19 protein-coding genes are annotated in these 23,082 nt (G+C 64.4%); 1 reads left to right on the top strand and 18 read right to left on the bottom strand.

Annotated features, from left to right (window positions below; translation table 11 throughout):
- Positions 1-24 precede the first annotated feature (24 nt).
- A complete protein-coding gene (locus AC3FLX_RS16770; RefSeq protein ID WP_488698342.1) occupies positions 25-399 on the top strand; it encodes an NUDIX hydrolase in 375 nt (124 codons plus the stop codon).
- A gap of 511 nt (positions 400-910) precedes the next feature.
- On the opposite strand, the gene AC3FLX_RS16765 is transcribed toward AC3FLX_RS16770, so the two are convergent.
- The 18 genes from AC3FLX_RS16765 to AC3FLX_RS16680 form a co-directional block, all read right to left on the bottom strand.
- Positions 911-2,803 (bottom strand): hypothetical protein, encoded by a 1,893-nt coding sequence (locus AC3FLX_RS16765; protein ID WP_488698340.1) that lies wholly within the window; start codon positions 2,801-2,803, stop codon positions 911-913.
- Positions 2,803-3,969, bottom strand: a complete 1,167-nt coding sequence (locus AC3FLX_RS16760) for a hypothetical protein (RefSeq protein WP_488698338.1) — start codon at positions 3,967-3,969, stop codon at positions 2,803-2,805. The genes AC3FLX_RS16765 and AC3FLX_RS16760 overlap by 1 nt, the downstream gene beginning before the upstream one ends.
- Entirely contained in the window at positions 3,962-6,559 is a 2,598-nt protein-coding gene (locus tag AC3FLX_RS16755; RefSeq protein WP_488698336.1) for a hypothetical protein, read from the bottom strand. The genes AC3FLX_RS16760 and AC3FLX_RS16755 overlap by 8 nt, the downstream gene beginning before the upstream one ends.
- 3 nt (positions 6,560-6,562) lie before the next feature.
- Positions 6,563-7,153 (bottom strand): hypothetical protein, encoded by a 591-nt coding sequence (locus AC3FLX_RS16750; RefSeq protein ID WP_488698334.1) that lies wholly within the window; start codon positions 7,151-7,153, stop codon positions 6,563-6,565.
- 69 nt (positions 7,154-7,222) lie between these two features.
- Positions 7,223-8,413, bottom strand: coding sequence for a hypothetical protein (locus AC3FLX_RS16745; RefSeq protein WP_488698332.1), 1,191 nt, complete (start codon positions 8,411-8,413; stop codon positions 7,223-7,225).
- The gene (locus AC3FLX_RS16740; protein ID WP_488698331.1) at positions 8,413-11,733 is read right to left on the bottom strand and encodes a hypothetical protein; all 3,321 of its coding nucleotides are present in this window, start codon (positions 11,731-11,733) and stop codon (positions 8,413-8,415) included. Before AC3FLX_RS16740 ends, AC3FLX_RS16745 begins: the two co-directional genes overlap by 1 nt.
- Positions 11,734-11,736: 3 nt before the next feature.
- Positions 11,737-12,987, bottom strand: a complete 1,251-nt coding sequence (locus AC3FLX_RS16735; RefSeq protein WP_488698329.1) for a WD40 repeat domain-containing protein — start codon at positions 12,985-12,987, stop codon at positions 11,737-11,739.
- Entirely contained in the window at positions 12,980-13,288 is a 309-nt protein-coding gene (locus tag AC3FLX_RS16730; protein ID WP_488698327.1) for a hypothetical protein, read from the bottom strand. The genes AC3FLX_RS16735 and AC3FLX_RS16730 overlap by 8 nt, the downstream gene beginning before the upstream one ends.
- A 26-nt stretch (positions 13,289-13,314) precedes the next feature.
- Entirely contained in the window at positions 13,315-13,722 is a 408-nt protein-coding gene (locus AC3FLX_RS16725) for a hypothetical protein (RefSeq protein ID WP_488698325.1), read from the bottom strand.
- Positions 13,703-13,927 carry a hypothetical protein gene (locus tag AC3FLX_RS16720; protein WP_488698323.1) on the bottom strand — a complete coding sequence of 75 codons (225 nt, stop codon included), beginning with the start codon at positions 13,925-13,927 and terminating at the stop codon, positions 13,703-13,705. Before AC3FLX_RS16720 ends, AC3FLX_RS16725 begins: the two co-directional genes overlap by 20 nt.
- Positions 13,924-14,601, bottom strand: a complete 678-nt coding sequence (locus AC3FLX_RS16715) for a phage adaptor protein (RefSeq protein WP_488698321.1) — start codon at positions 14,599-14,601, stop codon at positions 13,924-13,926. The genes AC3FLX_RS16720 and AC3FLX_RS16715 overlap by 4 nt, the downstream gene beginning before the upstream one ends.
- Positions 14,598-15,461, bottom strand: a complete 864-nt coding sequence (locus AC3FLX_RS16710) for a RyR domain-containing protein (protein WP_488698319.1) — start codon at positions 15,459-15,461, stop codon at positions 14,598-14,600. The genes AC3FLX_RS16715 and AC3FLX_RS16710 overlap by 4 nt, the downstream gene beginning before the upstream one ends.
- Positions 15,462-15,528: 67 nt before the next feature.
- Complete coding sequence (locus AC3FLX_RS16705; protein WP_488698317.1) at positions 15,529-16,005, bottom strand: hypothetical protein; 477 nt, start codon at positions 16,003-16,005, stop codon at positions 15,529-15,531.
- A gap of 62 nt (positions 16,006-16,067) precedes the next feature.
- Complete coding sequence (locus AC3FLX_RS16700) at positions 16,068-17,357, bottom strand: phage capsid family protein (protein ID WP_488698315.1); 1,290 nt, start codon at positions 17,355-17,357, stop codon at positions 16,068-16,070.
- 17 nt (positions 17,358-17,374) lie between these two features.
- Positions 17,375-18,205, bottom strand: coding sequence for a hypothetical protein (locus tag AC3FLX_RS16695; RefSeq protein ID WP_488698313.1), 831 nt, complete (start codon positions 18,203-18,205; stop codon positions 17,375-17,377).
- A 79-nt stretch (positions 18,206-18,284) separates the two neighbouring features.
- A complete protein-coding gene (locus tag AC3FLX_RS16690; protein WP_488698311.1) occupies positions 18,285-20,525 on the bottom strand; it encodes a portal protein in 2,241 nt (746 codons plus the stop codon).
- An 11-nt stretch (positions 20,526-20,536) separates the two neighbouring features.
- The gene (locus AC3FLX_RS16685) at positions 20,537-22,168 is read right to left on the bottom strand and encodes a terminase (protein WP_488698309.1); all 1,632 of its coding nucleotides are present in this window, start codon (positions 22,166-22,168) and stop codon (positions 20,537-20,539) included.
- A 3-nt stretch (positions 22,169-22,171) separates the two neighbouring features.
- Positions 22,172-22,933 (bottom strand): hypothetical protein, encoded by a 762-nt coding sequence (locus AC3FLX_RS16680; protein ID WP_488698307.1) that lies wholly within the window; start codon positions 22,931-22,933, stop codon positions 22,172-22,174.
- Positions 22,934-23,082 lie beyond the last annotated feature (149 nt).

Genomic DNA, 23,082 nt, shown 5'->3' with positions numbered 1-23,082 from the left:
CTCTGTTTTCACTGCAAGCGATTCATGAAGACCAAAATTAGAGCCACCGTGGTTTGTGCCCGTGGCGACCGCGTACTGTTGGTCTCCAAGGACGGAAACCGTTGGGCGCTGCCGGGTGGGCGCCCTAGTGGGAACGAAACGTTTGAGGAAGCAGCAGGCCGAGAGCTTCTAGAGGAAACTACGTTGCCAGCCAAAGGGCTCGCTTTTGTTTTCCAGGTCATAGGCGCGACAACCATGCACCATGTCTTCGTGGCCAACATAGGGAAGTCGGCTTCACCGCGGCCGAGCAAGGAAATCACGCGTTGCCAATGGTTTTCGCAAGCGGAGCTTGACGAGATCTTCATCAGCCCCACGACGCGCCAAATCATCCAGAGCTTCTGGGTAGTCCGCCGGCGCTAACGACGTCCGATCGTATTTCGCCGTTAGGATTTTGCACCTAACCAGGCACACAGTTTGCTTGGTATGTTGCCAGAACAGGCCTAGGCTCCAATCGTAGGCAGCTAAATATAGGGGGTAGCGATGAAGCCAGTTGTGCACCACTTTCATTCGGACCCGCCGCATCATGGCGCCAAATACTACCTGGCATCTGCTGGAGCCATTGCGGTGATTGCGGCGGCTTACGTCATATTCGCCGTCATCCGCCAAGCGGCATGAACGGAATGGGGTGACCAAAAAAACGCCCACGGGCCAGTAGGCTCGTGGGCGGACGGTTAAGAATCGTGGGGTCAATCACGATAGAGTCAATTGTCCCGTATGCAGTGATGTCCGTCTTCCCCACCATCGAAGGAATGACTCCCAAAAGTGCGCCGTAAAATGCCCGCATTCTTCGTTTTACGGCTCCGGCCGCCTCCAAGCGCCCGAGTCTCGAGCGCGAGGGTCAGGTAGCCGCGCGGCTGACGTGTGACACGTCCTAGTACTGGTAGTTGTAGCTGGTTGATGTATTGGTGCTGTTGCTCTCCGACGAACTGGCGCTACCCGAGCCGCTGATGCTGGCCGACACGTGCGCAGCCGACATGGCACCGGCCGCAAGCTGGGCGGTGTACTGCCCCAGCGCCTTCGCGGCTTCCAGCGCAATCTGAGCCTGCTGAACAGCGTTCTGCATCTTCGCGGTGTACTCGCTGATCTGCATTTCTGCGTAGGCGATATTGGTCCGGCTGTTCATGTCCGCGAAGCGGCTCTGCATCTCGGCATTGGCCACATTGGCGCTGGCACCGGCGCGCCAGGCTTCCACCTGCGCCTGAAACACTGACGTGCCGTACTGCACGTTGCTGAGGTTCGCCTGCAAAGCAGCCTTGTACGCGTCGACGTCAGCGAGGAACTTGGACACCTTGGTGCGCGCCGCCTCCATCTTGATCTGGGCACCCTTCACCTTGATGTCTGCCTTATTGGCCAGGCCCTGGATCGTGGATGCATAGGCACGCGCCTGAGAGTCCAGAACGTCTGCCTTCGCCGATTCGCCCTTCAGGCGGGCTTCGTAGGCGTCGAACTTTACCTTCTCGGCGCCGATCTGCTCGGCATAGGCCTGCACGTCCGCTCGGTACGCGTCGAACTGGTTCTTGATGGTGTCCGCACGCACAGAGGCGCCCTGCATGAGCGCTTTGTACACCTCGACGTTGGACTGCACCGCCTGCAGCTTCGCCTTGAACACGTCCACGCGCTGCTGGTTGATCTGGCCCAGCGCCACCTGCCCCTCCACCGCAGTCTTGTAGGCGGTGAGCTTCGAAATGGCCGCGTCCAGCTTGGTCCGGTACACCTGTGCCAACGTCTGGAAGGCGGCGTTCTGGGCATTGAAGAGGCTGACTTGCGCGTTGAACACGTTGATCTGGCTTTCCGCGTGGAAGCGGGCAACCTCGAACAGGCGCTTGGCCGTGTTCTCGTGCATGTTCTCGGTCAACTGTTCGAGCGCCAGGCCCTGCTGGACCGCGAAGCGCAGGTTCTCGATCTCCCACGTCGCTGCCTGCACCAGGATGTCTCGATTCAGCTCGGCCGCCTTCAGCCTGCCCTGCTCGCGCGCCACGTCGACCTGCTTGGCCAGCATGCCCGGCGGCATCGAGAAGTTGCGGCCGGCCCAGGTATCCACTGCCTCCTGAACCTGCCGCGACGTCTCGCCGCTATCGCGCTCCCGTGCGCGGACGAACAGCGCGGCCTCGATCGGCGCCGGCAGCCCGGTGCCGCCGGCCATCATCTCCTTCACCTTGGCCTGCAGTTCGTCCAGCACCTCGGACGCATATACCGGCTCGGCCCAATTGATGAATACGTTGGGAACCGTGATGCCGCTGGCGTCCGGTGGCGTAGCATCAAAAGTCGGCAGTTCCGGGAACACGAAATCCGGCAGCGTGATCTTCTCCAGCGCCTCCATTTCCGGCATGTCGATCTTCGGCGGGTCGGGAATCTCCACCTTCGTGTCGATGTCCGGCCGCTCCGGCGCCTGAATGATCGCCATGCTCGGCGCATCGGGGATGTCGATGGGGATCATGGTCGGCGGGTCGGGCAGGTCGTCCATATCGCCGACGTCCAGATCCTTCAGCAGGTCGTCAATGTTCAGGCCGCCCGGCGCGTCCGGCAGCACCAGCGGCGACGGGTTGTAGGTCGGCTGGTTGTCCAGCGTCACGGGCGGCGGCGCGGCGACAGGCGCATCCGGGCGCGTCGGCGCCGGCACGTCGGCCACGGTGATGTCGCCGATCTGGGCGAGCGCCTGGCTCAGTTGCGTGCTGTACGTGCGCGCCAGGCTGTCCAAGCTGCTGATTTTCTCGGTGACGGTATCCACCGCCACGCCAAGGATGCTGTCTGGTGCGATACCCATCACACTCCCCTTTTGGTCGGCGTCGATTCGACGCGCAGGTCATTGATATAGGCGTGCTTCCCCGTCAGGCGCAGGGCGAAGCTGAAATGGCGCCCGCGTAAGCCACGCCCGAACTTGATGCGCCCGTTGGTCAGCACGGCGGCCGGCTCCCGTTCCAACGGATAGCTGTAGGTGTCAGCCTGCACACCGCTCTGCGTGGTGGTCACGTCCATGACGGCCGTCCCTTCGGCGTCCAGTTCGTATTCCAGATAGGCGGCCACCGGATGGACCAGCGTGCCCTTGCTTAGGTCGATCTTGCCGGTCACGAGCGCGCCAGCTACCGGTTCCTCGCCGCCGTCCAGCGCATAGACGCCGTCCGGTGCCAGCCCATAGAGCCTGCCGTCGATCACGGCCAGCGAGGTGAATGTGTATGGCGCGTACCGGCTCATGGCCCAGCTATCCACGTTCGCAGTCCACGCCTGCCCGGCGCTCTGATCGCCACCCACCGGGGCGTCCTCGACCAGCACCAGGTCACTCACCAAGTCACGCGCCGCTAGGCGGTCGACCACCACGGCTGCCACGCGCGCGCCATCGATCAGCAGCGGAGCGACAGCCTGGTGGCCGTCGGCAACCTCATCCGCCAGCGCGGCGCCATCGATCAGCAGTGTGCGAGCGCGCAATCGGCCCCTGACGTCTTCTCCGATCGTGGCCGTATCGACCACCAGCACGGCCGTGGCCTGGCCGGTCCCGTCGCTCGCGCGCGCGGTCTCGGTAACCAGCGTGCGCACGTGGCGGCTGGCCAGCACCTCTTCACTCACTCGCGCACCGTCTACGACCAGGCCCCGAATGCGGTCGACAAGCGAGTCCGTCACGCCGGCGCTTTCGCCGTGCATAACCCGCAGCGTGCCGGTAACGCGCTCGCCGATCGTGGTGGACTCGGCATTTAGCAGGTGCGCATGCAGGTGGTCGCTGGCGGCGTCGCCGATCCGCGCCAGATCCGTCAGCATGTGCGCCGGCCTGTCGATGACCTTGTCTGCCGCGACAGCCGCGTCGGCGTGGAACACCAGCAGGCCGAACAGCACGGTCTCAGTGATCTTCGCCGTGCCCTCAGTTATCGCTTTCAGGCCGATCCAGGCCGAGTCCCTTGCCACGGCCGTGTCGTTCGAATCGTCGCGGTACTTACTCATTGATGACCCCTATGAAGTGGTGCGCGGCCTTGTTGTCCGCCAGCGTGGTGTATCCCCAGCGACGGCGCAGGCCATCCGGCGCCGTCTCGTAGATGCTGGCGTAGTCGGCGTCGCCGATGGCGTTATGCACGGCGTCGCGGTAGAAATAGAAATCGTCCGCGGGCGAGAAGCCCCAGTACCACGTGTGCGGCATGTCGCGGCTGACTACCGTGGCGCCGGCCACGGCCAGGCTCACGCTGAGTTGCCCGGTAGTGGTGTCCGGGTACTTCACGGTGTTCGAATACGGATTGAATCCCGGCGCCTCGCCGCCGATGACCACGCCATTGGCGTTGTGCGGCGATCCGCGCGCGGTGTACGGCCCGCAGATGCTGGTCACGTCAAGGAACCCGCCACCAGGAAGGTTCAGCCAGTTGCCGCTTTCAGCAAAATCGCTCACCTCGGTAGGGGTGTAGATCAGGCTATCGACGTAGACGGGCACTCCGTTAATCGACGGCGGATCGCCGCGGCAATTGTTTAAGGTGGTGCCCAAGTAATGGAAGATGCTGTCATAGCACCATAGCTGATAGGACGTCGGATCAGACACGGCCCCTTGGGACGTCTCTTCCGATCGCGTGCGGCCGGTCGTGCGGTCCTGATAGGCGTACAGGATGCAGTCGCGCTCAAACACCGGAACCAGCGCCGCCACGTCGATGCTGAACGATAGGGTGGTGTCCACCGTCGTTCGGTGCATGTAATAGCGGGCCCGACTTACAGTGCCCAAGCGCGAAAAAATCTCCGGTGTGCGGTACATGACGTTGCCATAGCCCATGTCCGTCCCAACGATATTGGTGCGCGTTGTGACGGGCGGCTGGTCCTGCCGGTCGTCAAAATCGGTGGTGTAGAAGTTGCCCATCAGGCCGCTGTTGCCGGTCGTTTCGGTCTTCTCCCACTGGCCGACAATCATGTTCTTCTCGAAGGTGCTCTGCGTCTCGCGCTTGAACTTCCGTTCGTCGTAGAAGTACTTGATCACCCGCAACTGGTCCTCGACGTAGCAGCCGAAAACGATGGTGTCGCACTTCACCGGGTCTCCCATATAGTCCGGCGACACGTGAATGAACGACTCGCAGCCCTGCCCTTTCAGTTCCGGGAATTTCAGGCGGAGGCACGACTGCGGGTTCTTCGACAGCCAGTAGAACGGCCCCGTGCCAACGCGCGAGACCCGGCCAGCGTGCGCCGCGATGGGCGACAGTTCGAGGTTCTCCCAGTAGTCCAGATCGGCGCCGCTGCTGCTCTGCGCGCGCGCCAGGATATCGCCGACCGGGACACGGCGAATCTTGTACTTGATGGCCAGTGCGCGCGCGGTGCCATCGGTCAAGGCCTCGTAGATTTTCGACAGGTAGCCATTGAGCCTGCGCGCATCCTCGGGGTAGTCGTATTCCCACGTGTTGCGCAGCAGGCCCTGTTCCTGCGCTGGGGCCAAGTACAGGTTCATCTTGTAGGCATGCACCTGCATCAGGCCGGCGCCGTCGTAGCCCCAGCAGGTATTGAAACCCTCGGTGCCGTTGCGGTTCATTGCCCAGCCGCCGGCCGCGTACATCGCGCTAAAGCTGTAGAAGTCCGCGGTATCGCACACCTGAATGATCACACCGGCCCGCCGCCACGCTTCGAAATCGCTTTCCGACTGCGGGAAGCCTTCCCCCGTGGGCAAGCCGCCGAAGCGATCCAGCAGCTTCAGCAGCTCGCCGTCGCCCACGTCCACGACATACCGGCGAAACGCCGCGGTGGTCGTCGCGGGCACCACGGGCAGCGGCATGGCGTAGACGCCGCGCGCATTCACCTGCAGAAGCCACGGACCGCCGGACGTGTCGAAGGCAACGTTGTTGCATTGGCTGGCACCGTACTCGCACTTGAACTGCCCCTCCCGATCGGGGAAACCGGTGTAGCCAGGCAGCCGGACGTTGCCAAGCTGCTGGCGCACCAGCCTCATATAGCTCTCGGGGACCAGCATGCGCGCTCGCTCAATGTCGTCCTCAGGCAGCTCCTGCAGATTCTGGCGCCCGTACCCGCCCGCCACCTGCATGACTTCCGCCATCGCGCCGCTGTACCAGGTCGGCCGCTGCTTCACGTACTGGGTGAACGTGTAGATGCCCGGGTTGGTCGGCTGGAAGTATTGGAAACGCGCTTCGTATTCGATCTTGAACCGCTGAAGCGCCACATCCTTGGGCGGCAGCGCCGCGTCGCCGTTGTACGCCACCAGCCGGCGCCGGGTCTGCTCGGTCAGTCTCAGGCCCACACCCTCCCCCTGTGCGAGCACCTGCGCCTTCGTGACGACGCCGCAGAACAGCATGGGAATGTTGGTCTCGGCCACGCCCTCGAACTGGTGTTCCGGGTGCTCGTGGCGCTCCAGGATCAAGATCCGGAAGATGCCGCCCATGTCGGTGGCCACCGCCTGCCGGCCACTGGGCAGGTCCGTGACGCGCTTCAGGTTGGCGAGATCAGACGCCTGCTTGAAGTTCGTCAGGTTCCTGGCCAACAGCTCGACGGCGGCGGCATCGACAACGGATAGCTCCGCATCCTCTGCGAAGCGTCCGTAGGGGCGCGGCGACAGCATCGGTTAGACGGTCAGATTCAGCCGGTAGCCGATATCGTAGGTGTCGCCGCTCTGGAACACGCGGGTGGCGGCATACTTCGACGCCGAAACCAGCGCGCCGGTGGTGCCGCCCTTCGTGCTGTTGGTCAGCAGCGCGGCGCCGTTGACGTTGAGTTGCGATGCCGTCGCGATCGTGACCGAAGCCACCGCGGCCATGTTGTCGATGGAGCCGGTAGCGGTGTCGACAGGCGTCCACGCCGGGCGCGTCGCGCTGGTGTAGCCCTCGGTCAGGCTGGTGATTTCCGACGCCACCGCGGCGAAGTTGGCCGCCGTCCAGTTGGCGGCTGGCGCGGCGCTGCCGGAGAACAGGGCCAGGAAGCACGATGCCTTGGCCTTGCCGCCCAGCGCGACGTTCAGGATGTGCGCCAGCCCCTCGGTCGGGATCAGGTTGTCGCCTTCTTTTTCCCACTCGGCGCCGTTGATGCGGCCGAAGTACTCGCCGCCGGCCAGGGCCGAAAGCTGCGGGAAGACGATGCCGGCTTCGGTGACGTTGAAGTTGCCAGCCGCCAGGGCGGCGGCCATTTCGATGCGCAGGGCTTTGCTGATGCGTTGCATAGGTTTCACTCCAGTATTCCTATGCCGCACTCATGCGCAGCGATTGAAGGCCCGGATGATCGGGATGGTTCAGGTTACTGCCGTCAGCAGACGGCGATCCAGCACTACAGAGGTTCCGGCCCGGCCGGTGATGCCGGCCAGCACCGACGCATGCACCTCAGCGATGGCGCCGGAACTGGTGCCCATGACATAGCCGTTTTCCGCCAGCCAGACGACCACCGGCGATCCGTCCGGCGACGCATTGGTGCCGACTATCTCCGCCGCCACCAGGATGGCGCTGCCTGGCACCGGCGCCCGCGACTGCCGGCGCGCGATAGACAGGTTCCCGGGTTCGGTACCGCCGAGGAACGCCACATGATCCACCTGCCCCACCCAGATGCCGCCGTTCACCGGCTGCACGAAAGTGATGCGCTGTGGCATCTGGACGAACCCATAGCGCTCGTCGTGCAGGTGGTAGGCCAGCGCCTCGGAAAATCGCAGGACGTTGGCACGAGCAGTCACCAGCCGGCCGCGCCAGTACTTCAGGAATTTGCCCGTCGGCATCGGCGACAGGTTGCGGAACTGCGACGGCCGGCCCAGTTCGGGCAGCGTGGGCATGGCGATCGGCGCCGCGCCGACTGCGTAGTCTCCCGCCAGCAGCAGCTCACCGCCGTTCGCGCGCGTCAGGTAGAGCCGCGCACCGGTCACGCTCGCGTCAAGACACATGGGCAGGGTGATCTCCAGCCCGCCGCTGTCGCCCACGTCCGTGAATGCGATGGTTGACGGGGCGGATTCCACTTGCCCGCGCAGCCACGCGACGGCCGCGCCGTATGTGCCCTGGCTGAGCGCGCCCTGCCTGGCCAGCACCAGCGGCGCCGCCGGCGTCTCCAGCGCCATGCGCTCGGCGCGCTGGCCGTTGAAGGCGAAGATGCCAGCGGGGCCGGCGACGCACACCAGGTTGTTCAGCACTTCGTGCGACACGTCGCCGTCGCCGATTCGCGCCAGCGGCTCCAAGGACCAATCGCCAGTATTCAGCCTGCCCCACTGGTCGCCCAGCGCGCCAAAGGCATCCCCATGCAGCGGGCTTTGCCAGATATCGCGGAATGGTTGGTCGGAAACGCGGCGCGTGCTGGGTCGGAGGCTTGCCTTGCCGGCCGGCGAGAGGTCCACATTCAGCGCATCGCGGACATACAGCTTCGGGTTGTCGCCGCCCTGTTTCAGCGCCGCGTCTTCGGCCACGGTGTTGATGCCCGCCAGCGGCATCAGGGAAGTTCCGGCCATCAGAAGGCTCCTTTGCGGTATTGGTCGGCGTCGCCATCCGGCCGGATGTAGTGGACGCCTGGCCGCACATTGGGCACCCCGGCGCTCAGCGCGTCCACACCTACAGCCGTGATCGCCTGCCCCGGCGGGCCCGGCGGCACGAAGGCGTTGCGCACCCTCAGGCGATCGGCGAAGCGCGCCGGGTCGTAGTCCATGCTGAACGTCTCGAAACCCTTTGCCTCCAGGCCGCGCACGCGCAGCGACACCCAGGTCGTGCCGAACTGGGCCGCGTCGATGCCCGCGGGGATTGTCGGCATCGGTGGGCCCACGTGCAGCGTCTGCCACTGGTACGGCGAGTCGCCGCGGGAACTGCCCATCACCAGCGCGTTGATGCCCGTCAGCTGGTATGTGCGATGCAGCGGCGACACCCAGGCTGCGGATCCGAACGCCATCGAGGCGATGCCCGCGGCCACGACGGTCTGCAGCCCGGTGTACGGCGCGCGCGCCACGGTCGGCCTGCCAGTGAGCATTGAATCGGCGCCACCGAACTGGATCAGGGTCTGCTTGCCGTCCCCAACGTTCACCCAGCCCATGCGATACGCCTGCAGCCCTTCCGGCAAGATGTAGCGTCGCTTCAGGTAGACGCTCTGGACGCCGAAGAACGCCATGCTGCCCACCGTGGTGGGCTGAAGGATGCCCAGATAGGTGCTGATCCGCGCCGTGCCGAAGCGCTCTCCCGGCGAGTAGATGTTCGTTTCGCCTACATAGTGCAGGTCGGACACCGGGTGATTCGCCTTGGCCTGCGCCGGCGCTTCCTTCACCGCCCAAATGGTCAGCGGGCTCATGATGGGCCGACCCGGATCGTAGACCTGCGCGTTATCCCATGCCGGCACGGTAATGCCCCGGTTCTTCAGGCCGACCGCCGGCGTGCCGTAGCCATCCACCTTGATGCCAGCGTCCACGGTAGCGCCCATGATGCGCACGGTCGGCTTGCCGGTATCGGGCGGGCTCACACCGACGGCGTAAAGCACGTACTGGTTCAGGCCGGGCGTTCCGAAGACACTCTGCGAGTTCACCAGAACATCTACCTCGATGGTCTGCGGCGTGTTCGGCGGCGCACCAGTTTTCGTAACCACCAGCTTGTCGCCCAACTTCATCAGGTTGGTGCCCGGTACGGTGATGCCCTGCGTCCTGTCCGCAATCTTGGCCTGGCCGAACAACTGCATGCTGGTCCCGTCTACCTTCACCGGCCGCCATTGCGGGCGCACAAAGGCGTCGCCAAACTCTTCGGAATTCCAGCCGTAGCCCCGCATCTCCGGCGTCACGTTGTACGCGCGTGGCTCGCCGACCAGGTCGCGATGGACCCATTTCGGCTCGATCTTGTTGAAGTGGATGGACAGCGCTGCCAGGCCGATGCCGAGCATGTCGGTGCCCTGCGGCGCCAGGTAGCGCGTGTACAGCTTCACCTCGGGCAGCCTCACGTCTGGCGGCGCGATGCTGTAGCGCGGCTCCACTGCCAGCGTGCGGATGGCGAAGTCGACGAATGCCGTGCCGATAGCCGCCGAGTCGAAGTTGCCGATCCGGTCGAAGTACCGGCGATTGCTCTCCAGCGCGGCCGTGCCAAACGCCGCCGTGACCGCCCCGGGCGGCGCCAGCACCTTCGCGGCATTGAAAACGGCATGCCATGTCGAAATCGGCGGCGGCTCCACGCCGTCGATCGGCAGCCGGCGCACGCCGTAGGCCACCATGCCGACCTTGTCGGTGCCCGGATAGCCTGGCTGGGTCATCCCGGCCGGCTGGATCACGCGGGCATTGTTGTCGATCTGGGTGTACCCCCAAGCCGGTGGCGTCACGCCGATGGCCCCCACCACTCGATTCCGGTTCTCGATCAGCGTCCATTGCGACCACGGCGGCGGGTTCAGCGCGCTGTCTGGGTCGTACACCATGACGACGTACTGCCGCAGATTCCAGGCGTCGGCGCGACCCCAGCGGAATTCCTCCTGCCCCGTGGACTGGAAGCCCATCGGCGACGCGAAAGTCAGGCGATTCTTGATTTCCTGCTGGCCCCACTGCTCACGGAAGCCCAGCGGCGCCACACTCCGCGATTCCGGGATGATCCGAGTACCGAAAGCCAGGCCGTCGATGCCAGCCGGCAGCAGATAGCGCGTGCCGCCCACCAGCGGAATCGCGACGGCTGCGCTGTCTCGTCCGGCAGTCTCGATAATGCGCGGCGACATGCTGACCCATGCCGTGCCCAGCGCTGGCGGGGCATTGCTGGGCACCAGCAAGGTCTGCTTGTCATGGCTGACGCGCGTCGCACCGTATGCAGTAGCAACAAATCCCGTCTGCTGCAGGTAGCGGGTGTACAGCACCACCGACGGCATGCCATAGGCCGCGGCGCCAATATTCCCCGCGGCCACATAGCGGTTTCGGTTGGCAACCGCCAGCGTGTTCGCCACCGCCACGCTGTCGAAACCGGTGAGCACAATGGGCCGATGCTGGAGTTGCGCAGTCAGCGCCCCGATGCTCAGCAGATTGACACCAGATGGCGACAGCGTGCGCGTGGCGGTGCTGACCATCTGCGAGCCCAAGGCCAAGCCATTGAAGCCGGTTGGCAGGAGCGCACGCGCGGCATTGGTGACGTCCGGGGCGGGCACCGAGTCCGGCGCAATGCCCGCAGGAATGGCGTACTGCGTCTGGTTGTACAACGTGACGCCACCAATCACGCCGTCGACCCAGCCCGTCAGCGCTACGATCTTCGCTTCGATGGGCAGAATCCACGCGCCGTCCAACGTGTCGCGCGGCGGTGTGTACTGCGCCTTGGCTACCCATGAAGCCGTGATCGTCCACTGCGGCGGCGCGTACTGATAACTGAACAACGCATAGACGGACGTGCCCATGACCAGCGGATCGAAGCCAGCGGGTCGGACAAACTGGGTGCCAAAAACCGTGGTCCCGCCAAAGCCCGATGCATCGTGACCATTCGGCGAGATATAACCGATGGCGTTATCGAAGGTGACGTTCAGCGTGCCCGTCGGCCGTGTGTAGCGCTGTGCGCCGACCCACGTCCCGTCGATCCGATACTGCGGCGGCCGGTAGTTAAACCGGGTCGTGAGCGCCCAGGTAGGACCGAAGGCAGACGCGTCCAGTCCAACAGGCTTGGCGATCTGCTGTGGCACCAGCGTGGCCACACCGGGCACCAGTGCGGACCATCCGACAGGGGCAATCGTCTGCTGTGGTCCCGCCCAGGACGCATGAAGCCGGGTGACCGGCCCGCGATAGGCGTTCTTGCCCGACCAAGATGGGCTCAGCGTCCCCGCCGGCGCCACGTAGTCGGCCATGTGTTACCCACTCACAGCCTGCGGCTCTGCTCTCGCGAAGAACAGGTCGTTCAGCAGTTCCCCATCGGCGGTCATGAACTGGACATCGTACGGGCCAGCGTCATACACCTTCAGCGTGTAGTTGCCTGTAGTCGCATCCGATGTCGTTTGCGCCAGTAGCTCGCCGGTGGCCCTGCTGTATGCCCGCACCACACGCGCGGCCGGAGCGTTGTTGATGTTGCGCACGGTACCGGTCAAGGTGTGCGCATCGGTCATCACGATGCCACCGGCGCTATATACAGTGCTGCCAGATCCCCAGCACAGGTTTCGAAAAATCGGCGGTGGGTTGTCATATGCGGTGCCCGTCGAAATCTTGTACATGGTGATCATCCGAGACGGAGACGTGCTCCCATAGCCGTGAATGGCGTAGACGGTATCCAGGTCTGGGTCCGGATCAACTACGAGATGGCTAACGGCAGCGATGTCCGGAGTGAGTCCAGCCCACCGGGTGAGTGCGTTAGTCACCGTGTCAAACGTGGCAATGAATCCCGAGGTAGTCACCGCAAAAAGAATGCGATTGTCACCTGGCAAAGGTGACCGAACCGCGCGGGTGCCGAAGCTACCCGTGTTGATGCCGTATCCACTTGTGGTCAGCGCTACATCACGACTTCCTGTTGTCGGGTTATAGACGGTGACGAACGGCGATGTGTAATTGAACACAACCAGCTTACTACTGTCCTTTGAAAAGCAGCAGGCATAGGGCGGGTTCGGTGCAGCGGTCGCGGCGTTGACAATGGACCAGTCCGAAGTACTGTAGATTCGCACGTACGGAGCGTTGGAATGCATCACCGCCAGCTTGCTGCCGTCTGGTGAAAATTCCATCGCATTGACAAGGCCCAATCCCGAAATATTCAGTGTCTTCAGCGTGTGCGTTGCACGGTCAAACACATAGAGAAATGGCGAACTTCCACCAAAGGCATACAGCGTTGCACTGATCGCGCAGCAATAGACGTTGCCAGCGAAAGTCGCCGTCGGGATGGTGACACCTCCCAGGTTCGCGGGGTCCGCGTAGTAGCGAATGTTGTTAGAAGTCGATGAGTTGCCGGCCACTGCCGCACTTCCATCCGGCGCAACTGCAAACGAGTTTCCGCTACCGGAGATGCTGGCGTTTGGATACACATCCAGCTTCGCAATCGGGTCGAGTCCTTGGCGCAATTGAATAATCCGCCCCGGGGTTATCTCGCCATAGAAAATGCCAACTAGTCTTTTAGGCATCTACCAGATCCCCAAGCGGCGTTTCTCCTGGCCACATTCCCTTTTCCTTGTGCCACAGGCCGTAGGCGTCAAACAGCCCCTGCTCTCCCAGCTTCGCGATCTGCCCTGCCATGAAGGGGCGCATCGCGTCGGCGACGTTGGCCAGGGGCCGCCCGCTGCGTTCTGCGACGAACATCTCGAACGCCGGCAGGCCGCAGATGCGGCCCCAAGGGATCGGCGCCGCGGGTGCGGCATCCTGCTTGCGCGGCTCGATGCCGCTGACACCGACGATGATGGGTGATGGCTTCATGCTGTCCGACATGGCATGCACTCCTGCGCAGGGCGCCCTTAGACGCGGAAGATCTTGTTGGTGCCGTTGTCCCAGGTGACGATGATGTCGCCGCCGTTCGGCGTGATCGGCAGGCCGGTGGCCGTATCGATATACGCGATCAGGGGACTAGTCGACTCGGTGCCGGTGTCCTTGTAGATCACGATGGCCTCGATGCTGGCGCCCGACACGCTCGTGAACGTGATATCTGCGCCGTCCGCCGCGCCGCCGGTGGTGGTCTTCGACGTGACCGTGACCGGGCCAGCGATACGCGCCGACGTCGGAATGTCCGACAGGTACTGGTGGACAGCCGTCTGCGGAGTGTAGGCACCGGTGTCGACCAGGTACACCTTGATGGTGTCGGTCAGCCAATTGAGCTGACCCTCCAAGAAGCGCTGGCGACAGTAGTCAAATAGGGTGTTTGCCATAGGTGGGCTCCATGTCAGGTTGGAGCGCACTCATGCGCGCTTCGCCGGCGGCTTCCCGCCTTGCTTTTGGGGTAACGATCGGGGTGTGCTCGTCGGCGATGACCACCAGCCGGGCAAGCTGGCCGGATTTCCTCTCCAGCCGCACGGTGGCGGTGCCGATCGTCAGCACCTCACCGATTCTCAAATCAACGGCCAGCTTTGTCATGGCCAGAACGCCTCTACGTGATGCGGCACATCCTCCCGCGTGATGCGCCGCAGGTCCGAGTCGGGCCGGAAGCCGAAGTAGGCAGTGAATGCCGCCTCCGCCTCCCCCGCGCGCCGTGCATCGAAGGCCTCCATGTCCGGAATGCTGAAGCCACGATGCAGCGGCCAATGAACCAAATGCGGGTGATGTGCCTGCCCGATCTCGGGTTCAACCGCGTCCTTCTTCTGCAGGTCCATGGCCACCAGCGGCAGCCGGTAGCCCTCCAGGACCAGGTTGCCGGGCGCCGACGGCATCGGAACCAGCCGCAGACCCTTATCCGATTGGACGGCGTGCTGCGGATACCCGCGGCACGTGCGCCATTCGCGGATGCTGGCGTCCAGCCACTCGGTCGACACCAGGCGGATCGAGCGCGGCCTGTACGCGCCGGCATCAAGGAAACCGACGTAGGTCAGTTCGAACAGCGCTTCGTGCAGCGGGTAGGTCGAGCGCTCCGCCTCCACCGCGATCCGGCAAACGGCGGCATCCTCGCTCTCGTGGATGAGGCGGCCGCGCACCGCGGCTTCCGCCACGGCGTCGTTCAGCCAAGCGGTGATGTCCGCATCAGACCAGAAGTACGGTGTGACATTGTCGTTTCCGTCGACGCGCACACGGCGGATCAACTCGGCCAGCTTCATACGACCCCGAACTGGTCAACGAAGCCCTTCACCTGCGTGCGCATGGCGTCCTTGGTGGCGTTCTTGGGCAGATCCTGCCGGTAGTTCACCTTGGCAAACTCCACCAGGCCCGCCTTGTCCATGCGATCGATCTGGTCGTACAGATCCTGGATCTGGTTCAGATCGCGCTCCTGCCGCTGCTGCCGCTGCTTGCCCTGCTCCAGCAGCTCCGCGGTGTCGTCATTCGTGCCGATCGTGTCGTGAGCCGTGGCGAGCACCGCGCCGACGTCCACGCGCTCGAAGAGATCGGCATGGCGCAGCAGCTTGCGGGCGATGGCCTCCGGGAGCGCTCGTACCTGGTCCGAGACGAAAACCAGACCGGTGCCGTACATGCGGTCGCTCCATTCGGAACGGCGGCCGATGTATTTCACGCCCACGCCGATGCCCAGCGCCATCGCTGCAAGTTCGCTGTTCGGAACGGCATGTTCCACCGGCGGCAGGTTGGCGCGGAAGGCCTTGACAGCTTCGTCGGCGTCGGGAATGTCCTTCAGCACCAGCACGAGTCGATGCACCAGCGCGTCCTTGGTGCGCTGTTCCGGCGGCAACTCGGCGTAGGGCACGAGCAGCGGACTTTGCTTCTTCTCCACTTCGTGCGCTTCCGCGAGGGTCCAGCCTTCGGCGATGCGCGCTTCGCGCCATTGCTCGTGCTGCTGCTCGGGGGTGACATCGGGATTGTCGATGGCGAACTGCACGGCGCCTACCACCTTCTCGCGGTGCGCGTCGTCGGTGCCCTCCCACTCGACCACCGCAGCGCCGGTCAGGGCGCCCATTGCGGCGTTCAGCGCGGCGTGAATCACGCTGCCAATGATGATGACTTTCATAGAAGTGTCCTACTCCTGCGTGACGGGGCGGGCGGCACTGGGCCGCCCGCGCCAATGGCGGCCGCTATCAGCGGTTGCCGGACAGTTCGCCGGTGACCAGCACCTTGATGTCGCTTGCCTTGGCGTTCGCCGCCACCGCGGTTGTCAGGATCAGGCGGGCGGGCTTCGGCAACGTCACCAGCTTGGCGCCGGTGGCACGCTTGCGGCCCGTCGCGGCCAGGTCGATGCCCGAACCGAAGTAGGCAGCGTCCTGCGGCACGCTCGCATCGTCCACGCCGTCCTCGTACTTGAAGCCCAGCGAGCCGGTGATGGTGGCCGTCATGCCCGTGGTCACGAAGACCGAAGCATCTTCCAGGCGCATGCCTTCCGGCAGCGGGCCCAGATCGACCACATCGCCCGCGGCGAGTGCAGCGGCAGCATTGGCGTTCTGGACGATGCCGGCAGCGTTGGTCAGCATGGCGTACGCCAGCGACGTGAGGTTGCCGAAGGGGGAGAAACCGCCGAATTGGCGATTCTGGTACTGATTGATGAGCACGGTAGCCATATGGCCTCCTGTGTGTCAGGTATCGGAAGGAAACGAGCCGGCACGCGCCGGTCCGCCTGCTATCAGTTGCGGGCGCCGATGATGGGCACGGCGGTATCGACCACGGTCACACCGTAGTCGGTGATTTCCTTGCCCATGCCGGTGTCGACCTCGAAGCGGACCTTCGATACGCCGCGAATCGCGCCGATCAGCAGTTCCACCTTGTCGCCGTGGTCCAGTTCCTTCTCCGACCAGAAGAACGGGATGCCCGACTTGTCGGAACTGGCCAGCGCTTCGGCGATGGCCTGGCCGCCGAGAATCACCGAGCGGTCGACGGCGAACTGCGTGCCGAAGCTGGCCGGCACCGTCGCAGTCGATTCGGTCTCGCTGCTCGCGCTGCCGCAGTAGCGGATGATGTCGCCCGCGTAGAAGCGGATCGCCCGCGGCATCTTGATGAGCAGGAAGCCATTCCACAGACCGGCTTCGCCCAGGAACAGCGGGTGCTGTCCGGCTTGGCTCGCGCGCGCCATTGCCGATGCTTGCAGTTGGCGGAAGGCCGGGTCGGCGGCGAACTTGTTGTACTGCGCCGGCGACATCATCCACACGCGCAGCGGCGAGTCGGTCGCAGCCTTGTCCCCATCGAATTGCACGATCGGGGGCGGCAGCGGGATCTGGTCCAGCACCGTGCGCATCGAATCCACCGTGTCCATCTTGAAGATGTCGGTGGACTGGATGTCCACTTCACCGCCGTTCACCTTGAAGCCGGTCACGGCATCGCCGTCGGCGATGAAGTGGCGGTTCTTCGACGGGGCCAGCACCGGATTGACCATGATTTCGCCGAAGTCGGCGTCGGCCTCGGTCGGAACCACCCATTCGATGTTGTTGTGGAAGCCGCGAGCCCCGGCCATATGCACGAGCAGCGACTGATCGACGTAGCGATCCATCAGGTTCTGCGCGGCGGGGCGGCCAAGCTGGCGGAATTCCACGGGCGTGCGGATCGACGTCATGGCGTCGCCCAGATCCAGCGGGAAGCGGGCCTGGTTCACGCGCAGCTTGTCTTCCGTGATGCTCAGACCCGTACCGCGGCCTTCCGCATAGCGGCTGCCCATGATGGGCTTGGCGCCGATCGGGTTCAGCAGGTGGAAAGTCACCTCATCGCCCTTGCCCTTCGACAGATCCTGGCAGCGCACGATGGGCATGTGCTGCGTGGTCTGTTTGCGCAGCGTCGCTTCCGCGCCCGCGATGCCGGCCGGCATCTTGCCGGTCAGGCGGTTCAGTGTGCTGTTGCGCTGCATGTGGGTGGCGAACAGGCCGACGGCCTGTTGCACCATGTTGGTTTTGTCGCCGTACGCGGCGTGCGTCTTTGCAGTCATAGAGCCCTCTTATCGGATCACAGCGTGTTGAGGAACCGGTCGATTTGCTCCGGGGTCATGTTCCCGGCGTTCATCGCATCGAGCAGTTCACGTCCGTTCATGTCGGCCATTTGCTCGTCCCGCGACAGACCGGCCGGGCGCCCACCGGGAAGATCGGTGAGGCTGGCCGGAACCCGCGTCGGGGCGTTGGCAATAGCCGCTTGGGCCGCCGCCTTCACGGCATCGGGGTTCACCTGTTCGGTGCCTCCCGCGGCCGCGCCAGCGCCGGCGCCCTGAGTCGTGCCAGTTGCCTGCTTGAAGGCGCAGAACAGTTCGATGACTTGCTGCGTGGTGCCCTTCTGCAGCACCGCGTTGTAGCCATCGCGGACGAATGACGGTTGCGTGTTGATCCAGTCGCCCAGTTCCTTGCTTTCCGCAAGGGAGTCGGCATCCGGGTGCGCTTCGTAGATAGCCGCGTAATGGCTCTTGGTGGCGTCCGTCGCGTGCTTCTGCTGGATAGGTGCCAGCTTCTGCGCCACGATGGCGTCAACCTGAGCGGCCACTTTCGCGTCGACAAGCGTCTGAATGCCCTTGGCCAGATCCTCTTCGCTGAAATCGCCGAAGATGCCCGGATCGATGCCCTGGTCGATGGCTGCTTGCGCGGCCGCCACCTGAGCGTCAGTCTGGGTGGGGGTCTGACCGGCATCTGCCCGCGTCTTGGCCTGTGCTTGCAACTCGGCAAGCTGGGTCTGCGCGGCTTCCGCTTGGGCCTTCCAATGCTTCTCGCCTTCTCGCGCCTCCACCAGCTTTTCATAGCGGATGGTGTGCTTTCCGTCCTTCGCCAGAATCACGGCGTTGGCGGCGTTCAACTCGCCTGCGGCGGCGGCCGGCGTTGCTGCCGGTGCTGCCGGTGCTGCTGCGGGCGTGCTGGCTGCTGCCGTGGCACTGTCACTTGCGCCGGTCGTGCCGGCATCGCCTTGGGTCGTACCTGCCGCCGGCACAGTGGCGGCGCCGGGCTTCCTCCGCCGGCACGGCGCCGTCCGGCCCTCGGCCCTGGATATACGGCGACTTGATGTTCATGGCCGCGGTCTGCGCCGCCACCGGGAAGTTCGGGTCGTCGCCCACCGGGTTGGGCCGCTGGTAGCCAGCGCCCTGCATCACGGCGTCGGCGATCGGGGCAATCATCGGCATCTGCGCGATCTGCGCGCCAGCCTGCATCGCACTGAATGCCGCCTGCACCCCGATCTGGACCGACTGGGCGTCGATCTGTTTAATCTCGCTGTCCGCCTTGCGCTCCTTCAGGTCCAGTTCGCGGTTCTTGATGTCGGTGCCGGCCTTGGCCAGGGCGTCTGCCACGGCCGTCTTGATGGCCTCCGCCTGCTGCTCGGGTGTGGCCTGCAACTGCACGTTGCGGATGGCTTCCACCACGTCGCGCTTGAATGGCACGTCCATGAGGCTGACCAGGAACGGCAGTACCGCGGCCTGATACTCCGGCGGCATGCTCTTGACTGCCTCCGACATGGCGTTGAGCTGCTGGCCGCGGTAGCTGTTCGTGCTCGGGACGTCGTCCACAGCCACCTTCAGGCGGGTGCGCTGCAGGTCGTTCGACAGGTAAGCAATGCCGGTGTCCGGGTCGACTTCCGGCGCGTTGATCACTACCGTGCGATCGGCCTTGACCGCGTCGCCCTCGATAATGACCTCGTGCCGCGCTGTGCCCATGTCGGCGATGATCAGCGACAGCAGCAATTCGCCGACCAGCGTCCGGCCGCCGCGGAAGTTGTCCATAGGAATCGACAAGCTCTGGTTCGACTGCTCGACCTGCGTCTGCTCCTGCACGCCAGACTTGGCCGTGCCCTGCCGCCCAACGAATCCGCTGGTGATGCTCGACACACGTTCGATGGTCTGGCGGTTGTCCTGCAGCATCTGGAAGTGCTGCTGCGTGAGCTGGTAATCCCGCTTCACCTCGAACTTGGCGCCCTGCTGGGCCATGTGCGCAGCGTCCAGTACGATATCGGCGTCCGGCCGTGCCACCTGGCGGCGCAGTTGGGCGTCGGTCATGGCCACCGCACCCCTGGTGCGCTCAATGCGGGTGACGCTCATGCCCCAGCGCAGCTTGCTGTTGCCGCTGTTCAGGCTGTCCTGCGCGTACTTCATGCCCCGGACGAAGCCATACGGCACGCCTGTGTTGTCCTCGCGGAACCCGAAGAACGGGACGTATGGGAAATGGCGGTGGCTGTACGGCGACGGGCCATCATGCAGTTGATGCGGGCCCAGCCAGTAGGCACGCCGCACCCTGGTCACGGTCGCGTGCTCGACCACGGCCAGGCCGCGCGCCACGGCGACGTTGTGCGACAGATTGTTGTGGTCGAACTCCACCACGCGGCCATCCGGCGTGCGGATGATGGGCACGCGCGCCCAGCGGCGGTACCAGATTTCCGACACGCATAGTTCCTTGCTGGTCGGGTTGAACCAGCGATCTTCCTGCATGGTCCACGCCCGCCCCTCATTCCATGCGTTGGCCAGGCCGGTGCTGATGCCGCCGTCCATGCTCAGGGTGCGGTCTGCCCACCACAGCGGGCCATGGGTGCCGCACGCCATGATCATTTCGGCGTGGTCTGGGAACACCAGCGCGATACGTTCCTTGGTCAGCCAGCGCTGACGGCGCAGCCACCTGGCCGTCTCCCAGTCGTCGCCGCACTTCATGTCCCAGTGGATCTCGTTCCGGTGGATCGGGGTGCAGCGGTACGGGTACTTGAACGGGTCCGACTCTTTGCCCACCTCCACCCAGCCGATGCCACAACCGATTTGGGGGCGAAACGCCTTGCTGCACGCGCTGTCGGCCTTCGACTGGCGTTCGGCCTCGTTCAGCCTGAAGTTCAGGGCATCGGCCACGTCCTGTCCATCGGGCTGGCCGTTGGGCGACACGCGCCAGTCGCTGCGGATCGTTGCCTCGTAGCCCTGGATCGAAAGCAAGGCCGGCCCGATCAGGTCTTCCACCGCCGGAGGAATGCCCAGTTCGGCCATCTTGCGCAGCAGTTCGCCATCAAGCTGGTTGCCGTCGGCATAGTCCATCTCCTTGTCGGCAGTCCCGCGCCACCGCGGCTGCTCGTCAATCTCGCGGTAGATTTCCTGGTATTCGAGCTGCGACAGGGGCTCGGTGCCGGCCGGGATGCTGTTCGTGTCTTGCATGGTGGATGTCCTCATAGGCGCCAGTCAGGCGTCTCCGCTTCTACGTAGGTGTTGGATTTCGTCGTGGATTCGAGCAAGCCCAATTCCTTGGCCTGTGCCCATTGGCGGAGCGCGTCGGCGCCCTCGCTGCAGCCGTTGCTCTTGTCCGGCTGGTCGATGAAGCGGTTGTCGGCGCGACTGAACTTCTTCCGGTAGCCCTCGATGCGCGTGATGCCCTTGGCGCAGGCAGTCTCATCGAAATACGCGCCCTTCAGGTGCTTCCGGGTCTGCTGCACGCCGGTGATCAGTTCGGTGATCCGCGGCACGATGATGAAAGTCTCGCCGGGCAGCAGGTCTTCCAGCATCTCCTTCGTGGTGCGGTTGTAGTCGCTGAGACGCTGGTGGTTAGCGTCGTGCGGCAGGTAGTGCTTGCCAAAGACGTAGCCGCGGTCGCGCAATTCCTTGACGTAGTGCCGCAGGTCTTCGTTGTGCGCCTCGTAGTAGTCGATGAATCGGTCTTCGCCGCGCATCTCCTGCTGGAACCAGACCGCGCAGCCGTCGCTACGGCCGATGTCCCAGAACGTGTTGACCGGCAGGTCCAGTCGCGGAACCCGCGTGATGCCGCCGCGCTTACGCAGCGCGATCATGTCCTTGGCGTAGTAATTCCCATCGGTGCTGATCTGGAATGCCTCAGCCGGGAAGCTGGGGTATTCCTGCCACATGCGCTCTTCCTTGCCCTTGAAGTCCGCGCGCTTCGTGGCCACGTACCAGGCCCGCTGGTCTGGGTCGATGGTGATGGCCTGGCCCATGTCGGCCAGCACCTTGGCCTCGACCAGGTCGAAGTACTCATGCTCTTCGCGGCTGATCGGTACCGTGCGGGCGTCCAGGCGGTACTTCGGCTCCTGCCACCACGCATAGAAGTGGAAGCGGTAGTCCTTCGGCGTCAGCACCTTGCGGCTGGCGTGGTTCTTCTCGGCCGTCTCGACCATCTCGAAGAACTCGCCCTCCCGGCCCTCGGCCGTCGATTCGATCACCAGAACGCCGTTCGTCGGCACGGCCGGGATGGAGCCGGTCACCACTTCCTGCGCCTTGTCCGGGTACTTGGCACAAATCTTCCCGAATTCGGAGACGTGCAGGCGGTGAATCGTGCCAGAACGCATGGACGTGGCAACGCGGATGCTGCTGTTGTTGTGGGCGAACAGCAGTTCGGACTGGGAGTCGCGCGCCAGGGGGAAGCGCTCGCGGATCTCGTCGGGCAGGTTGCGGTACGCGAACTGCACCTTGTCGCGGAAGATCGCCGCCGCGGCCTGCAAGTCCTGCGCGATGATGCCGCAGCGCTGGTCAGCGTTGAACAGGGCGTGATCCAGCCACAGGATGCAGATCAGGGTGGTGAAGCCAAGCTGCCGCGCCTTCAGGATCAGGTTGCGGTACCACAGGCGCTTGATGAAGCGGCGCTGCGCACGGTTGGGTCTGAACGGCATGACGAACGACTCGCCCTCAACCACCTGACCGTCGGGGCCGACCTGGTCGTCGCCCTTGATCATGATCTTGTAAAGGCAGCCGGAGAACAGGCGCCACTCCGGGTCCGCAAGGCAGCGCGCCAGTTCCGCCGCGTCCGTGGGGAGCGGCAGAAGCGGCGTATCGTGCCTCACGGTGCCGGACACCGGTCAATCCTCGCCGGCGGCGGGCACGTTGGCCATGGGCCTAAACGCGCTCGGCGGCGTGCCGGCGTGCTCCGGATCGTTCGCCACCGGCATGATGGCGTTGCCGTTGCCCTTGGCAATGGTGTGCAGTAGCGACGTGAGCGGGTCGACCGGTGCATTGTCCTTGTCATCTAGGCCAAATGCCTGTCGTTCTAGCCCAACCAGCACCCGGAGGGATTCGCCCAGATCCTTCATGGTCTTGGCTCGCCCGGGCAGGCTGATGATCTTCTGGTACAGATCGTTGAGCCTGTCCTGGCCCTTGTCGTCGGGGGCACGCATGAACTCGCCCAGCTGTTCAAGTAGTGCCACGTTTTCCTCCCCGGTCTGCTGCTCTAGTTCCGCCAGCAGCGCCATGGCGATGCTCCGAGACCGCTGGATGTCCCGCCGGTGGGAAAGCCGGACGTCGGCCACAGCCTGGGCGTTCGCCTCCACCACCTCGCGTTCTGCGGCACGCCGTTCGCTGGATACCAGAGCGGATACCGCGGCCTTGGATACCAGAGAGTCGGCCTTCTGCTGGATCTTTTCGGAGAGATCGCGCTCCCATCCGTCCCGCTTGGCGCGCTTGTTGATGGCGCCGTGCGTGATGCCGTGCTCGGCCGCAATCTGGCGTAGCGTCTTGATTCCAGCGCGGTAATCCAGTTCGATGCGCTCCCAATCGTGCGTGACGGTGCCTGCCGGCCCGACAGTCGGCTTGGCTGCTTGCTGGGTGCTGGTAGTGGTGGGCATTCTGGCCATAGGCGGCCAGATTGGAGACGGCGGATCGGGGCGTCCAGCCCTATAGGGGTATGGGGGAAACCGGAATCAGGTTGCAGGATTCCGAGCCAGCGGCTAGCCAAGGAGTCGTGCCTAACCGGTAGGCTTCCCCGAGCCAACGC

It is taken from the genome of Cupriavidus sp. 291-E7, from assembly GCF_057798835.1.
The sequence above is the reverse complement of the archived record's forward strand: the minus strand, read 5'-3'. Positions and strand labels throughout refer to the sequence as shown.